The following is a 15,930-nucleotide window of genomic DNA, read 5'->3' on the forward strand; positions in this document are numbered from 1 at the left end:
AAAAAAGCATGGTTTTTAAGCCATGCTTTTTTATTTACTCATATTTTTGCAAATTGCCATGATCATCGTAATGCAAAATGACCCGTTGTTTCTTTTGCAATTCACTTAACATCTCGGAGCTAACCGAAAATTGGGCGGCTAACAGTTCAACAGAACTATTAGGAGCCTTAGCTCTTCGGTCCTCGCCACTAAACCTAATCCAGTTATAACTCGCCCATAAAATTAAAATGAGCGCACTAATTCCGATGAGCAAAGCTAAATGTAATAAAGTCTTAACTTCTGATATATGGTCAACCCAGACATAATCATAAATTAAGTGTCCTTCAAAAACCCACAAAAACAGTGAAACCAATGGAAACAACAACCACATCAAACAAAACCAACCGATGGTTTGTAATGTATAGTTTGCCGTTTTATTTTTGACGTATTCTGGCTGGTCAATATATTCAGGAATATCTAACGTTTCGATATCCTTATTTTCCTCAAGTTTCATGGGTTATCTCCACGGAAGCCTCGGTCTGGGCTTACCCAGCGGGCACGTTTTTTAGTGTTAAATAAAGTCTTTGGTACCGCAACAACACTTGTGAACAAAGTCAGTAGCCAGAAAAATAACGGATACCAAATGACCCAAAAATAATTTCTAAAGAAGCGGCTACGGTCATAGCGTTGATCAATCCACAGACTCACCAAAAACTGGATTAAACATGTGCCACCGAGTATTACACCGTACCACTGTGGCATAAGCGTTTTGATCTGCCATTGCTGAGGCAACTCAATAAACAATCCCACAAAAAATAGCGTAAAGATCAGAATCATGACATAAGACCAGATAATACTGACTAGTGCCTCAATCATGACTGGCCACATTCTGCGAACACGAAGTTTGAACATTTGTGGAATATATTCTATAAGAACCTCTACCCCACCTTGAGCCCAACGAAGGCGTTGCTTCCATAACCCTTTAAATGTCTCAGGCATATAGATATAACAAAGCGCTTGTGGAATATACTGAATATCCCAATGGTCGAGCTGTAGCTTCCATGAAATATCAATATCTTCGGTAATTTTATCATCTGACCAAAAACCGACTCGAACGAGTGCTGTTTTACGAAATGCCGCAATCACACCCGATACTGTAAAAATACGACCATATGTACGCTGCGCACGTTTAATCAAACCAATAATCGAAGAAAACTCACCAACCTGTAATTTTCCTAAAATACTAGATCGGTTTAAAATTCGTGGGTTGCCCGTTACAGCACCAATTCGCGGGAAGTTAATAAATGGCTGCATTAACCAAAGTACGGCGTGCGGATGTAACAATGCATCGCCATCAATACAAACAAGATATTCGTATTTACTCACCAATACTCCCGATCTTAAAGCTACGGCCTTACCCTGATTTTCTGCTAAGTGCACAACCCGAAGTCGTGAATCTTGTGCTGACAATTCATCTAGAATTTCAACTGTCCTGTCACTACTTCCATCATTAACGGCGATCACTTCAAAATTAGGATATTTGGTTTGCAGTGCATAACGAATTGTTTGGCGTACTTGGGCTTCTTCGTTAAAACACGGAATGATGATACTGCATCCTTCGCTGGTCGGTTCAGGAAGTGCTTGTTCGCGGTATTCTCTTTTAAAGAAGAACCAAAGTCCCCCTACCATCCATGTCCAAGCCATCAGTAAGGGATATAAAAAGGCAAAAGCAAATAGAATATCAAGTAATACTCTCATTACTTTTTCCCCTCTACCAATTCAGCAAAAGGCTGATACATCACAGGACTAGCATTCAGACTAATTGGATTATACAAATATTGATGAACATCTTTTGATTTTTCAAAGTCATAGCCATCGATACCAAATTTCTGGATTCCTACTCGCTGAATCGAAAAAAGTCCTTGCTGTACTTCTTCCCAAGCAGTTTTTTGCGAGTTTTCTGGTAATTCTAAAGTCAGCATTATTCTTTGCTTATCATTTTCATTAAGTGTATTTAAAAGCATTAGCAACTCATTAAATTGCTTTTTCTTACCAATCACATCGAACTTCAAATTGACTAAATCATGTTGTAATAAAAGCGTTTTGATAAGCTCAGGTAGCTTTTCCACATGATCTAAATCAGGTGTAAGTAATAAACTAAACTGCGCCTGATTACTCATATTTAAATAAGGTTTGACCGCTTTTTTAGTCATTTGACTCAGTTGTGCGAGCTGTTTTGATTGCTCAATACAACTGTTTTCTTGCACTGTTATTTTTTGCATTGCGCAATTTAAAGATGTTCCCGCATTAAGTTGAACACCACTTAAATTACTGTTAAAGCGTGCGATATCTTTAGCCAAATCTACAGTTAAAAATGGTTTATCTTTTTGCGGATAAGCTGGTAATTCTAATATTACCGATTGACCCGCACGAGTTTGAGCCTGCCATAAACTACGGTTTAAAATATCTTGTTGAACAGGCATTTTATTTGTAGGGAAATAAGCAACATCGTATTGCCCATCTCCGTTTTTATCTTCCAAAGGCTTTAAGATTAGAGCATTGTTTTTTAGGCTATATAGTTTTGATAACAACTGCCCTAGTTTTTCATCGGTCAGAGCATTTTGTGGCGCTGCTAACTGCTTTAAATCCATACTCACAAAATGACGAGGTTGCTTAAATAAATCTGACTCTTCAAAGTTCAAAATATTTAACATGCCTTCGGTGAGCTGTTCAGCTGTAGGGTTACCTATAACCAAGCTTCGTTTAAATGTTGAATCACTCACCCGATTCATACCATCACGACCCAAACTGAAAGAAAACTCAAAGCCTGCTTGCTGCGCTAGTTTTTCCAGTTGCTCATTCACAGCACCATAAGGCCAAATAATTGCTTTCGGATTAACACCGACTTCTTTTTTCAAAACGGCGTAGGATTTTTTCAAATCCTGCAAAATACGTTGTTGATATTCTGCATCTGTTTCATAACGTGATTGCGATTTTAAATAGGCATAAGAAGTTGCAGTTGGTTGCTCATTGCCTTGAGGATTGGCCAATACGCCATGATGCAAATCGTCACTATGGCTTGCAAACTCGGCTAAGCCCGATGCTTGCATTTCACGAACTTGAGCCCAGTTCACCAAGTTACCCTGCCCATAAGCTTCATAACCTGCCTGAGTATTGCCATTTAACCAACTGGTTGGAAGAGCAAAAACTGCTGGAATTTTATATTGCTTAAGTAAAGGAAATACTCGGCTATAACTACTCAATGCACCATCATCGAAGGTAAGTAGAATAGAGTTATGAGGCAATTCTTTACCTTGCTTACGCGCCTCTTCAATATCTTTTAAGCGAATCGGTTTCCAATCAGACTGACTGAGCCAATCGAGAAACTGCGCCAGATTATTGGTCTGAATCGCATAAACATCGCGGTCACCTTCCTTTAATACGTCATCTCGTACATCATGAAAAGTTAAAGAAACTGTATGATTTTTTGGTAGTTCAGTTTCAATGCGGGCATGAGAAAATTGTACGGGTAATAATGTTGAAGCAAACACACAGCTCAACATTTTTGACTTCATATTATTCATTAAAAACGCCCTTCAAATCCGAAAATACCGTAGGTATGTTGTTCATCATGACCATCGTATGGATGGTATTGCCAACCAATTCCATAATTAAGTTGCCAGGTCCGTGAGAGCTGCCATTGATGTTGATATTGCAAAGAATATGTTGGTCGAGCTGAGTAATCTGCTTGTTTATAAAGCCCGACTCCAGCTTCAAAATGCTGCTTAAATGAGCGTTCGTATTCTCGCCAAGTGACCCAGTCATGACTTAAATTCAACTCAGCACTGTAGTGATTGCTTGGGCTAAAGTAAGCTGTCTGATCTTGGCTATTACTGCCATAAAATCCACGAACAGTTCCGTAGGTAATATGGTGAGGCGCATCAAATAATCGCTCGCGCCAAAAAGTAGAAAATTCTTGTTGTTTATTACCGTCGCTTATATCCGTTAAACCATAACTTGCCCCAATTTGACGTGACTCATCTTTTTGCCATGTCAAAGCGGCACGGTAAGCTTGCCCATCCTCACCAGCGTCAATTGCCTGCAATGGAATATTAGCTTGACTGTCATATTGCAATTGATATTGCCAGTGATCGTTTAACCATTGCGACCAATCAAGACGAACTCCTGCTTGTCCACCATCCGTACTTTGCGAAAAAATTGCCGATAATGCCTTACGGTTCGCTTGCCACTCAGCACCGACGCCATAACGTTGGTCATGCACATCACCAAAACGATATTCTCCGAAACGATCTTGATGCCAAGCAAATAGACGATAATTATCTTTAATCCACGGGCTATTAAGACGAGTTTCCATTTCGCGGTCTTTTAAACCATTTTGCCCACTCACAGTATCGCTATTCTCTGCTTTACTCTGGCCCCAAGTCGTTGAGTGCGAGATGGTTGCTCTATCACGATCATCCAACTCCTTTCGACTTTTAATTACACCGCTATCTTCAGGATAATATTGCAAAAGAGTTTCTGTGCTTTTGCGCCACTCAGGAATATCCCCTAAAGCCTGAGCATTTTGCATCTGGTTAATTCGAGTGTCTTTGGCAACTGGTGTTAAACCATTTAAACGAGCAATTGTTTGTTTGGACTGTAAAGGTTTATCTCTCCAACGCTCAACACGAGCCAAATTATTAATTAAACCTTCGTTGGCAGGTGCAAGATCTACTTGTTTGTTGAAGTGTTTTTCTGATTGATCCAAATGATTTGCATAAGCTAAATGCATACCTTGTAAAGCAATATAATCATCACGATCAGGATGGCTTGATTTATCTACTCCTTTCGCTTGACTATATTTATACGTAGGGATTAACCGATCAACATCACTTAAAAGTTGTTCAGCTTGTTTATATTTTTCTTGTTCAATATATGAATAGTACAGTCCAGTATATACCGTCATATCTGAATAGTTTTTTTCAGCAAGCAAGGTTTTAAAAGCAAGCTCAGCTTGTTGCGGCTGCCTTTCAGCCAAATAACTATCAGCGATCGCATGACGAATATAGGCAGGTAGTTTTTCTAGAAGTACATTTAATTTAGTAAATTGATCTAATACCGTACGGCTACGCCCGCGGAAATCTAAGGCATAAATATAGTCATAATGGAATCTTAAATAATTAGGATCTGACGGTTGAATCAAAGGCTGCATTTGCTCGCCTTGCTTCAACACAGCATCAAGCTCAGCAAAAGCTTCACTATCTGCCATGCCTTCCCGATTCAAATATTTATAACGAGTAATTGCGTTATTTACACGTTGAGAAAATTCACTCACTTGTAGCCAGTGTTGTAACGATTCAGTTTGTGGATTTTTATCGCTGGCAAGCACTAACTGCTGAGCCTTGTTATAGGCTCCTACAGCCGCTAAGTCATAACTGTATTCTTGTAAAACGGCAAAAGACTTCGGCTGCTGCTTATATGCTTGTTCAATTACAGATAAAGCATCTACAGGCGAATTGATAAGTCGATATGCATAGGCGATTTGTACAAGTTGATCAGTCTTCAGATTTTTAGTATTAATCTTTGCTAACTGTGCTTTGCCATTTACAACATCTTTAGCTTCAGCATATAAAACTGCCAGCAAAATCTGTCCATCAGGCGTTTTTTGAATATTAAATTTATTTGACCAAGCAATCGCATCTTTAAAGTGTTTAAAATCACGAAAATTACGTATTAAAGGTAACTGTCCATATTCTGGAAAAGTAACTAAATTAATATTCGCTAAATGCTGAGAAAAAGTTACTAGATCTTTTTTTTCATTTGACATTACAACTAAATAATCAGCTAGCAATTTTTGATCATGCGGATAGGTTTTTAGCAATTGATCCAGTTGCAATATTGCTTGGTGAGTTTGTCCAGTTTTGTAAGTGTGAATAGCTTGCTCTCGCAATTCATCCACTTGAGCGGCATATAAATTAAGTGGCAAGATATATACCAATGAAAAAACACATTTTTTTAGCATTTTGATAATCGGATAGTCCCATATCGAGGTGGGAAAGTATAATTAAAATCAGAAACTAATCACATAATACCAAAAAAGTGTGATCTACTTAACATTTCATGAATTATGGATTTTTTATGGATGCTTTTTTAAAATATTTAGCAAAATTAAATAATTAGAATTTTTAAACTTACTCAAATATATACATTTCTTTTCAATACTCTTATTTTATTTCACAATTGGATTATAAAAACCTTACAGGCCGATAACCAATAAAAACGTTTTAATAACTTTTTGTTTTATATTTAAAACTTTTATTTTTCTGATGTTTTATATTTAAAACCATTCAATTTAATTACAAATAAATATGTATAAATTGAATGGTTAAAATAAAGAGTTGATTAAATTAACCAATACGACGTTTTAATCCTGTCATTTGTAAAACACGTGTTGAAATTTCTTCAATCGACATTTCAGTCACGTTTAAATATTTAATCCCTTCTGAAATATAGATTCCTTCAATTGCTCTAAGTTCCATTTGGCATTGACTAAAACTTGCATAACGACTATTCGCTTTACGTTCACTACGAATCGCAACTAATCGCTCAGCATCAATCATTAAACCAAACAATTTACTGCGATGCGGTCTTAGTACTGCTGGCAAACGGTTATCATCCAAATCTTCTTCTGTTAAAGGATAGTTTGCAACACGGATACCGAATTGAAGAGATAAGTAAATAGAAGTTGGAGTTTTACCCGAACGAGAAACGCCAATTAAGATTAAATCCGCTTTATCATAATGACGAGTACGCGCTCCATCATCATTATCAAGCGCAAAATGAACAGCATCAATACGAGCTTTATAAGATTCAGAATCGGTTACGGCATGTGTCTGCCCAACTAATGTCGTAGGAGGCGTACCTAACTCTTGTTCCAATTTGCTGATTAAACCTTCAAACACATCAAGATTAACTGCTTTAGCGGTATTAATGATTTCTCGTACGTGTGGATCAACTAAAGTATCAAAGACTAAAGGTAGGCAACCATCTTTGGTTTGACATCTATTAATTTCAATCACAACATCCATTGCCGCCTCTTCAGTTGTAATATACGGCATGATATGAATATCAAAATCAACATTGGGAAATTGTGCTAATAACGAATGTCCAAGAGTCTCGGCAGTAATTGCAGTTCCATCAGAAATAAAAAAAACGCTCCGTCTAAACTGTTTACTTTCTGACATTAAAATTCTCCTTAAACATTTGTCTTAGTGCTATATAATCTTTATAGTAAACTGATCTTACATGACTGTCGCTTAGTATAATTCTCAACTAAGCACTTTATTTTTATAATTTCATGCCAAGATAGACATTAATACTGCAAAAGTGGAGTGAAAACTTTGGAAGCGCGCGTAATCGGTCTAGAAAAATTAGGGAAACACGATGTCGAACTCGTAGGTGGGAAAAACTCATCTTTGGGTGAAATGATCAGCCATTTATCAAATGCTGGTGTATCGGTACCTGGCGGTTTTGCAACTACTGCTGATGCCTATCGTGAGTTCTTAGATCAAAGCGGTCTTAACGCTCGAATTCAAGCAGAACTTGCTCAACTCAACGTCGATGACGTAAATGCTCTTGCAGAAACAGGCGCTAAAATTCGTCAATGGATTGTAGAGACTCCACTCACTGCAGCCCTAGAACAAGAAATTCGCGCCGCTTTTACAACTCTTTCTAACGGCAACCCAGAAATCGCGGTTGCCGTTCGTTCATCTGCAACTGCTGAAGATTTACCAGATGCTTCATTCGCAGGTCAGCAAGAAACTTTCTTGAATATTCGCGGTATTGATAACGTTCTTATTGCGATTAAAGAAGTATTTGCTTCTTTATATAATGACCGCGCGATTTCTTACCGTGTACACCAAGGTTTTGACCATGACGTTGTTGCACTTTCTGCAGGTGTTCAGCGTATGGTTCGCTCAGAAACTGGCGCTGCGGGTGTAATGTTTACACTTGATACTGAGTCTGGTTTCCGCGAAGTTGTATTTATTACAGCATCTTATGGTTTAGGTGAAATGGTTGTACAGGGTGCAGTTAACCCAGACGAATTTTACTTATCTAAACCATTATTAAATGCTGGTAGACATTCAGTTTTACGCCGTAACCTTGGTTCAAAACACCAGAAAATGATTTATGGTGAAGAAGGTTCTGCTGGTAAATCAGTTGTTGTTGTTGATGTTGAAAAACAAGAGCGCCAACAATTTGCTTTAAATGATCATGAGTTACAAGAGCTAGCTAAACAAGCGCTTATTATTGAGCAGCATTACGGTGCGCCAATGGATATCGAATGGGCAAAAGATGGCGATGATGGTCAAATTTACATTGTTCAAGCTCGCCCTGAAACAGTAAAAAGCCGTCAAAATGTAGGCACAATGGAGCGCTACCTTCTTAAACAAAGAGGTACTGTTCTTTGTGAAGGCCGTTCAATTGGTCAACGTATTGGTTCTGGTAAAGTCCGTATCATTAATTCAATTAAAGAAATGGACAAAGTTCAAGAAGGCGACGTTCTTGTATCAGATATGACCGATCCTGATTGGGAACCGGTAATGAAGCGTGCGGCGGCAATTATTACTAACCGCGGTGGTCGTACATGTCACGCGGCAATTATTGCACGTGAACTTGGTGTACCTGCTATTGTAGGCTGTGGTAACGCAACAGAAGTATTGACTGATGGTCAAGAAGTAACTGTTTCTTGTGCTGAGGGTGACACTGGCTTCATTTACGAAGGTGCTTTAGATTTTGAAGTTCAACGTAACTCAATTGAATCTATGCCTAAGCTATCGTTCAAAATTATGATGAACGTAGGTAACCCTGACCGCGCGTTTGACTTTGCTCAAATTCCAAATGAAGGTATTGGTCTTGCTCGTCTTGAGTTCATTATTAACCGTATGATCGGCGTGCATCCTAAAGCCCTACTCAACATTGATAGCCTACCGCGTGAAACTCGTGCTGCGGTTCTAACTCGTACTGCGGGTTATGCTTCACCAGTAGATTTCTATGTTGAAAAATTGGTTGAAGGTATTGCGACTCTTGCTGCTGCATTCGGTGACAAGCCTGTTATCGTTCGTATGTCTGACTTCAAATCAAATGAATATGCAAACTTGATTGGCGGTAAGTTATACGAGCCTGAAGAAGAAAACCCGATGCTCGGTTTCCGTGGTGCAAGCCGTTATGTATCTGATAACTTCCGTGACTGTTTCGAATTAGAATGCCGTGCACTTAAAAAAGCTCGTGATGAAATGGGTTTAACCAATATTCAAATCATGATTCCTTTTGTACGTACTGTATCTGAAGCAAAACGCGTTATTGAGTTACTTGCACAAAATGGTTTGAGACGCGGTGAGAATGGCTTAAAAGTAATCATGATGTGTGAATTACCAACTAACGCTTTGTTAGCTGAACAGTTCCTAGAGCATTTTGATGGCTTCTCTATTGGTTCGAATGACTTAACTCAGTTAACCCTAGGTCTTGACCGTGACTCAGGTATTGTTTCACACCTATTTGACGAGCGTGATGCAGCAGTTAAAGCACTTCTTTCAATGGCAATTCATGCCTGCCGTAAAGCGGGCAAATATGTAGGCATCTGTGGTCAAGGTCCTTCAGACCATCCAGATCTTGCAAAATGGTTAATGGAACAAGGTATTGAGTCTGTTTCTCTTAATCCAGACTCAGTTTTAGATACATGGTTCTTCCTTGCTGAAGAAAAAATCAAGCAAATCTAATATGTTATAAAAAAAGGCCCATCCGTGGGTCTTTTTTCATCTTTAGAATAGAGAATTTTTATTTATGCAAATTTACTTGGCACGTAATAATCAACAAGCTGGGCCTTACACCTTAGAACAAGTAAATCAAATGTTGGCTAGCCAACAAATTTTGTTAACTGATTTAGCTTGGCATGAAGGCATGACAGAATGGAAAGCTTTAGGAGAATTAACCCAAGGTAAACTTGTATATCAACCTATCGGTTATTCTGCACCTGTCATAAACACAAACAGCTCACCTAACGAAACTATTCGTCAAATTCGTGTAGAACCTAAAATTCACGAACTTGCCTCTATTCCATCTCGAGCTTTGGCAAAAATTATTGACTTATTGCTTTGGTTACCAATAGCCGCAATTCCGTCTTTTTTCTTTAATGAATCTCAGTATAAGCAATTATTTGAATTGCAAAAACAAATGCAATCAGCTGAAGTTGCTTCAACTAAAGCAGCAGAGCTACAACATCAACTTTTTACTTTAATTCCTATTGAAGCTTGGCATTCTATGCTTGTTTACGTCGTAATCATGCTTGCAATTCAAGCCTTTCTTTTAACAAAATATGGGCAAAGTATAGGTAAGAAAATTGTTGGAATTAAAATTGTAGATGCCGAGAGCAATGGTAAAGTTAATTTAACTCGCATCTTCTTATTAAGAAGTATTGTTTTCATCATACTCAACTTGTTGTTTATGCCTATTAGTACAATTATTGACTACGCTTTTGCATTAGGGCAAAAGAGACAGGCACTACATGACAAAATTGCAAGAACAAAAGTGATCAAATGATAGTGAATGACTCATTCATTTAAGGTCTAAAAAAAAAGGAGGCACCTCGCCTCCTTTTTTCTATAGAGAGTTGATATTTAAATAAAAGCTCCATATAGATTGGATACCCTACAAAAAAAATCGGGTTTTAAAACAATTATTTCAGACTACTTTATGTATAGCTTAGTTTGTCGATATGAGGCATAATGCCCTACAACGTAGCGGTGTCATATAATTGAGAAGTCTAAATTTAAGGATTAGCGTTCTCAATCATGCGACACTTTAATCGCTATCCCATATTTAATTAGGGAATGGGACTCTTCACCGAGGTTGTAAAATGAGACAAACGATTTTAGCTGTATTGTCTTTATCAACGCTTGCCGCACTTTTGACTGGGTGTGGTGGTGATATGGTACTTCTAAACTCTAAAGGTCCAGTTGGTCAAGGTCAAAGTGACCTTATGATGACTGCGATCTATTTAATGTTACTTGTGGTGATTCCTTCAATCATCATGGCATTATGGTTTGGTTGGAAATATCGCGCGTCAAATAAAGATGCAGACTATAAACCTACATGGGCACACTCAACTACAATTGAAGTTGTAGTATGGGGTATCCCTGTCATTATTATTGGTATTCTAGCTTGGTTAACTTGGTGGGGTTCCCACAAGTATGACCCATACCGTCCTTTAGAATCAGATAAAGCTCCTTTAACTATTCAAGTTGTTGCAGAACAGTTTAAGTGGATCTTCATTTATCCTGAACAAAACATTGCAACTGTTAACGAAGTACGTTTCCCTGAAAAAACTCCGTTAAGCTTTAAAATCACCTCTAACTTTACAATGAACTCATTCTTCATTCCACAGTTAGGCGGCCAGATTTATGCAATGGCAGGTATGCAAACTCACCTTCATTTGTTAGCAAATGAAACTGGCGTATATCGTGGTTTCTCTTCTAACTACTCAGGTTACGGTTTCTCTCAAATGCGTTTCAAGGCGCATAGTGTTACAGAGCAACAGTTCAACGAATGGGTAGCAGCTGTAAAAGCGGGTAATGGTTCTACTATTAATCCAGAAGCAGTTCAAAAAACTACGCTTGACCAAGCTGAATTAGCAACCTTACGTGATGGTGACCGTTCTAAGCACCAGATCGAGCATTTAGTAAATCGTGCTAAAGCTGCTGGTGATCAAGAAGCGCTTGCTAAAGCTGAAGCTATGAAACCGTTCCCGACTAAGCCACACCCTGTGACTTATTACTCTTCAGTTGAACCACAATTGTTTGAAACAATTATCAACCATTATATGAGTAACTATCATGGTGTTGACCACTCTGCTGCGCATGCAACAGCTGAACACGCTGCTCAAGGGGAATAAGACATGGATATGATTTTTGGTAAACTGGGTTGGGACTCTATCCCGACAGAGCCAATCGTGCTTGTCACCATGGTCCTTATGGCACTTGGTGCAATTGTTGTGCTTGGCGGTATCACCTATTTCAAAAAATGGGGATACTTGTGGAATGAGTGGTTTATTACGGTAGACCATAAAAAAATTGGTATCATGTACATTCTTGTATCTGTGGTCATGCTTTTGCGTGGTTTCGCCGATGCAATTATGATGCGTCTACAACTTTTCCTCGCTAAAGGCGGCGGCGAAGGTTATCTACATCCAGACCATTACGACCAGATCTTCACCGCACACGGTGTAATCATGATCTTCTTCGTAGCAATGGGTCTTGTTGTTGGTATGATGAACATCTCTGTACCATTACAGATTGGTGCTCGTGACGTTGCATTCCCATTATTGAACTCTTTAAGCTTCTGGTTATTCGCTGGTGCTGCTGGTTTGATGATGCTTTCACTTGTATTAGGTGAATTTGCTGCGACTGGTTGGATGGCTTACCCTCCTCTGTCTGGCATTCAATATTCTCCTGGTGTAGGTGTTGACTACTATATCTGGGCACTTCAGGTTTCTGGTCTAGGTACGCTTTTATCTGGTGTTAACTTCTTCGTTACCATCATAAAAATGCGTGCACCTGGCATGAAATTAATGGACATGCCTATTTTTACGTGGACTTCACTTTGTACGGCTGTATTAATCATTGCATCGTTCCCTGTATTAACAGGTACACTTGCAATGTTAACTCTAGACCGTTACTTCGGTTTCCATTTCTTCACAAATGAGCTTGGCGGTAGCCCAATGCTTTATGTGAACTTGATCTGGACATGGGGTCACCCTGAAGTATATATCTTAGTATTACCAGCATTTGGTCTATACTCAGAAATCGTTGCAACCTTCTCTCGTAAAGCGTTGTTCGGTTACAAGTCTATGGTGTATGCAACTATCGCGATTACAGTTCTTGCGTTCGTTGTATGGCTTCACCACTTCTTTACCATGGGTGCTGGTGCGAACGTTAACGCGTTCTTCGGTATCATGACCATGGTTATTGCGATTCCTACTGGTGTGAAAATCTTCTCTTGGTTATTCACCATGTATAAAGGTCGCATCACCTTTACTACTCCAATGTTGTGGACGCTTGGCTTCCTTATTACATTTGGTATCGGTGGTTTAACTGGTGTACTTATGGCTGTTCCACCTGCGGACTTCCTTGTACACAACTCATTATTCTTGATCGCTCACTTCCATAACGTAATTATCGGTGGTGTGGTGTTTGGTATGTTTGCCGGCATCATTTACTACTGGCCAAAAATGTTTGGTTGGAAGCTCAATGAAGCATGGGGTAAAGCTGCGTTCTGGTTCTGGTTCTTCGGTTTCTATTTTGCATTCATGCCACTTTATATCCTTGGTTTCATGGGTATGACTCGTCGTTTGAATACATATGACAACCCAGAATGGGATCCTTACCTTGCAATTGCATTATTTGGTGCTGTTCTCGTTGCGATTGGTATTGCATGTTTCTTAATGCAAATCATTGTTGGTTTCTTACAACGCAAAGACAACATGGACCTTACAGGCGATCCATGGGATGCACGTACGCTTGAATGGGCGACTTCTTCCCCTGCTCCGTTCTATAACTTTGCGCATGAACCAGATGCAAGCGGTATTGACCGTTTCTGGACTGACAAAGAAAATGGTGTAGCATACGCACGTAACACTAAATATGAAGACATCCACATGCCGACTGATCGTGCTGCTGGTTTTGTCATTGCAATGTTCATTACTCTTCTTGGCTTTGCACTCATCTGGCATATTTGGTGGCTCGTTGTTGTTTCATTCGTTTCAGCTGTTGTTAGCTTGATCGTAAGCTCATTCACTAAGAATGTTGATTACTACGTTCCTGCTGCTGAAGTTGAGCGTATTGAAAACGAACGCTATGCTTTACTTGAAAAACACTTGAAGAAGGACTAAGGAAATGGCTGAAGTACTTCATCACGACAACCACGGCCACGATGGTCATCATGAACATGATGATACTGACTTAACGGTCTTTGGTTTCTGGACATACTTGATGAGTGACTTGATTCTTTTCGGATCACTCTTCATTGCGTTCGCTGTATTAAGCAGTCATATTCCACCAGGAACTCCAAGTGCATATGACCTGTTCCATGATTCATTAGGCTACGTTTTAACTGAAACATTTGCCTTATTGATTTCATCGGTAACTTTCGGTTTTGCTGTACTTGCATCTTATAAAAAGAATGTAAATCAAGTTATTACTTGGTTATTTATTACATTCCTTTTTGGTGCAACGTTCATTGGAATGGAGCTTTATGAGTTCCATCACCTTGTAGAAGAAGGTCATGGTCCAACTCACAGTGCATTCTTATCATCGTTCTTTACTTTGGTTGGTACACACGGTATCCACGTAACTTCTGGTTTAGTGTGGATGTTGGTATTGATGTATCAAATCAAAACTAAAGGTTTGACATTACCGAATACACGTCGTCTAGCTTGCTTAAGCTTGTTCTGGCACTTCCTTGACATCGTTTGGATCTGTGTATTCAGCGTCGTTTACTTACTGGGAGTTCTCTAATGAGTAGTCATGACCATAATGCTGCAGGTGCGTCACACGGTAACTTTAAGCAATACACTGTTGGATTTATCCTTTCTGTTATCCTCACCATCATCCCGTTCGGGATGGTGATGGCGGGTGGTTTCAGTCGTGGCATCTTAGTTACAGTAATTGCTATCGCTGCTGTTGCTCAGGTTCTTGTACAACTTGTGTACTTCCTACACATGAATACATCATCTGAACAACGCTGGAATATGATTGCATTCATCTACACAATCTTATGTATCGCTGTGCTTTTAATCGGTTCTGTGTGGATTATGAATTACCTTCACTACAATATGATGATCTAAACTGATTGTCATGTTGAAAAAATATCTATTCCTGACTAAACCAGGAATTCTCTTCGGTAATTTCATTACCACCTTGGGCGGCTTTTTCTTAGCCGCCCAAGGCTCTATAGACATCTTATTATTACTACTCACCTTACTTGGAACAACTTTAGTTGTCGCTTCTGGTTGTGTTGTAAATAATGTGATAGACCAAGACATCGACACAAAAATGCAGCGCACGCAAAACCGTGCATTAGTCAAAAAAACCATCTCTCCTACTGTTGCACTTATATATGCATTTGTTCTTGGACTTATCGGTTTTAGTATTTTGTGGTTTGGTGTAAATGCTTACGCTTTCTTGTTTGCAATGATTGGTTTTATTGTCTATGTCGGTTTTTATAGTTTGTGGACAAAACGTACCTCAATTCATCAAACCGTCATTGGTAGTATTTCCGGAGCGAGCCCTCCTGTTATTGGTTATACAGCAGTAACTCATCATTTTGATGTAGCCGCTTTACTTTTGTTTTTAGCTTACGCGCTATGGCAAATGCCACATTCATGGGCAATTGCTATTTATCGTTTTGACGATTACAAAAATGCGGGAATCCCCATTCTGCCTGTTGCACGTTCTATTTATCGCACGAAAGTAGAGTGTGTCATTTATATTGTGTTGTTTGCAGCCGTATTGAATGGTTTATATTGTTTTGGCTATACCAATATATTTTTTCTAGTAACCTTTAATGCATTAACAGCATATTGGTTCTATTTATCAATTATTGGCTTTAAAGCTGAAAATGACCAACTTTGGGCTAAACGTTTTTTCCTTTACTCGGTCATATTAATTACCCTGTTAAGTTTGAGCTTTAGCTTTACCTATCAATCCCCTGCTCCAAATCTTCCTCTCTTTTAAATAAGGGAGGATTTCCTCCTCGATAGTAAAGAAGTTTTACTTTTCTCATCAAAAGATTTGTTTTTAGTCGAACTTTTACTTATAATTCAGCCTTCGCAAATTTTGCGACATAACTTTCAAGTTATGACTCCTTGCTTCTAATTTTTTATTTATTAGGGGCTGT

Annotated in this window: 12 protein-coding genes; 7 read left to right on the forward strand and 5 right to left on the reverse strand. The window is 38.9% G+C overall.

Annotated elements, in window-relative coordinates; translation table 11 throughout:
• Positions 1–34: 34 nt before the first annotated feature.
• The 5 genes from pgaD to ppsR all read right to left on the reverse strand — a co-directional run bounded on the left by pgaD (position 35) and on the right by ppsR (position 7,223).
• Positions 35–493 (reverse strand): poly-beta-1,6-N-acetyl-D-glucosamine biosynthesis protein PgaD, encoded by a 459-nt coding sequence (gene pgaD, locus ACT53H_RS01495; protein ID WP_474770690.1) that lies wholly within the window; start codon positions 491–493, stop codon positions 35–37.
• The gene (pgaC, locus tag ACT53H_RS01500) at positions 490–1,737 is read right to left on the reverse strand and encodes a poly-beta-1,6-N-acetyl-D-glucosamine synthase (protein WP_474770688.1); all 1,248 of its coding nucleotides are present in this window, start codon (positions 1,735–1,737) and stop codon (positions 490–492) included. The genes pgaD and pgaC overlap by 4 nt, the downstream gene beginning before the upstream one ends.
• On the reverse strand, positions 1,737–3,563 hold the full coding sequence (gene pgaB, locus ACT53H_RS01505) for a poly-beta-1,6-N-acetyl-D-glucosamine N-deacetylase PgaB (protein ID WP_476008444.1): 1,827 nt from the start codon (positions 3,561–3,563) through the stop codon (positions 1,737–1,739). The genes pgaC and pgaB overlap by 1 nt, the downstream gene beginning before the upstream one ends.
• A complete protein-coding gene (pgaA, locus tag ACT53H_RS01510) occupies positions 3,563–6,001 on the reverse strand; it encodes a poly-beta-1,6 N-acetyl-D-glucosamine export porin PgaA (protein WP_476008445.1) in 2,439 nt (812 codons plus the stop codon). Before pgaA ends, pgaB begins: the two co-directional genes overlap by 1 nt.
• 385 nt (positions 6,002–6,386) lie before the next feature.
• Complete coding sequence (gene ppsR, locus ACT53H_RS01515) at positions 6,387–7,223, reverse strand: posphoenolpyruvate synthetase regulatory kinase/phosphorylase PpsR (protein WP_004791471.1); 837 nt, start codon at positions 7,221–7,223, stop codon at positions 6,387–6,389.
• A 147-nt stretch (positions 7,224–7,370) separates the two neighbouring features.
• Here ppsR and ppsA point away from each other — a divergent pair, with 147 nt between their 5' ends.
• The 7 genes from ppsA (at position 7,371) to cyoE (ending at position 15,767) form a co-directional block, all read left to right on the forward strand.
• The gene (ppsA, locus tag ACT53H_RS01520; protein WP_171065147.1) at positions 7,371–9,758 is read left to right on the forward strand and encodes a phosphoenolpyruvate synthase; all 2,388 of its coding nucleotides are present in this window, start codon (positions 7,371–7,373) and stop codon (positions 9,756–9,758) included.
• 64 nt (positions 9,759–9,822) lie between these two features.
• Positions 9,823–10,578 carry an RDD family protein gene (locus ACT53H_RS01525; RefSeq protein WP_004791466.1) on the forward strand — a complete coding sequence of 252 codons (756 nt, stop codon included), beginning with the start codon at positions 9,823–9,825 and terminating at the stop codon, positions 10,576–10,578.
• A 316-nt stretch (positions 10,579–10,894) separates the two neighbouring features.
• Complete coding sequence (gene cyoA, locus ACT53H_RS01530) at positions 10,895–11,929, forward strand: ubiquinol oxidase subunit II (RefSeq protein WP_004791463.1); 1,035 nt, start codon at positions 10,895–10,897, stop codon at positions 11,927–11,929.
• Between the two features lie 3 nt (positions 11,930–11,932).
• Positions 11,933–13,924 (forward strand): cytochrome o ubiquinol oxidase subunit I, encoded by a 1,992-nt coding sequence (gene cyoB, locus ACT53H_RS01535; RefSeq protein ID WP_004791462.1) that lies wholly within the window; start codon positions 11,933–11,935, stop codon positions 13,922–13,924.
• A 4-nt stretch (positions 13,925–13,928) separates the two neighbouring features.
• Positions 13,929–14,549, forward strand: coding sequence for a cytochrome o ubiquinol oxidase subunit III (gene cyoC, locus ACT53H_RS01540; RefSeq protein ID WP_005306751.1), 621 nt, complete (start codon positions 13,929–13,931; stop codon positions 14,547–14,549).
• Positions 14,549–14,878: a cytochrome o ubiquinol oxidase subunit IV gene (locus ACT53H_RS01545; RefSeq protein WP_004643325.1), complete on the forward strand. Its 330-nt coding sequence runs from the start codon at positions 14,549–14,551 to the stop codon at positions 14,876–14,878. The genes cyoC and ACT53H_RS01545 overlap by 1 nt, the downstream gene beginning before the upstream one ends.
• A 10-nt stretch (positions 14,879–14,888) precedes the next feature.
• Positions 14,889–15,767: a heme o synthase gene (cyoE, locus tag ACT53H_RS01550; protein ID WP_107880963.1), complete on the forward strand. Its 879-nt coding sequence runs from the start codon at positions 14,889–14,891 to the stop codon at positions 15,765–15,767.
• Positions 15,768–15,930 lie beyond the last annotated feature (163 nt).

Source organism: Acinetobacter sp. DMC2 (assembly GCF_056314305.1).

Coding starts and splice junctions, on each gene's coding strand:
- cyoE (WP_107880963.1), top strand. CDS start 14,889: ATGTTGAAAAAATATCTATTCCTGACTAAACCAGGAATTCTCTTCGGT.
- cyoC (WP_005306751.1), top strand. CDS start 13,929: ATGGCTGAAGTACTTCATCACGACAACCACGGCCACGATGGTCATCAT.
- pgaD (WP_474770690.1), bottom strand. CDS start 493: ATGAAACTTGAGGAAAATAAGGATATCGAAACGTTAGATATTCCTGAA.
- ACT53H_RS01545 (WP_004643325.1), top strand. CDS start 14,549: ATGAGTAGTCATGACCATAATGCTGCAGGTGCGTCACACGGTAACTTT.
- pgaA (WP_476008445.1), bottom strand. CDS start 6,001: ATGCTAAAAAAATGTGTTTTTTCATTGGTATATATCTTGCCACTTAAT.
- ppsR (WP_004791471.1), bottom strand. CDS start 7,223: ATGTCAGAAAGTAAACAGTTTAGACGGAGCGTTTTTTTTATTTCTGAT.
- pgaC (WP_474770688.1), bottom strand. CDS start 1,737: ATGAGAGTATTACTTGATATTCTATTTGCTTTTGCCTTTTTATATCCC.
- pgaB (WP_476008444.1), bottom strand. CDS start 3,563: ATGAATAATATGAAGTCAAAAATGTTGAGCTGTGTGTTTGCTTCAACA.
- ACT53H_RS01525 (WP_004791466.1), top strand. CDS start 9,823: ATGCAAATTTACTTGGCACGTAATAATCAACAAGCTGGGCCTTACACC.
- cyoB (WP_004791462.1), top strand. CDS start 11,933: ATGGATATGATTTTTGGTAAACTGGGTTGGGACTCTATCCCGACAGAG.
- cyoA (WP_004791463.1), top strand. CDS start 10,895: ATGAGACAAACGATTTTAGCTGTATTGTCTTTATCAACGCTTGCCGCA.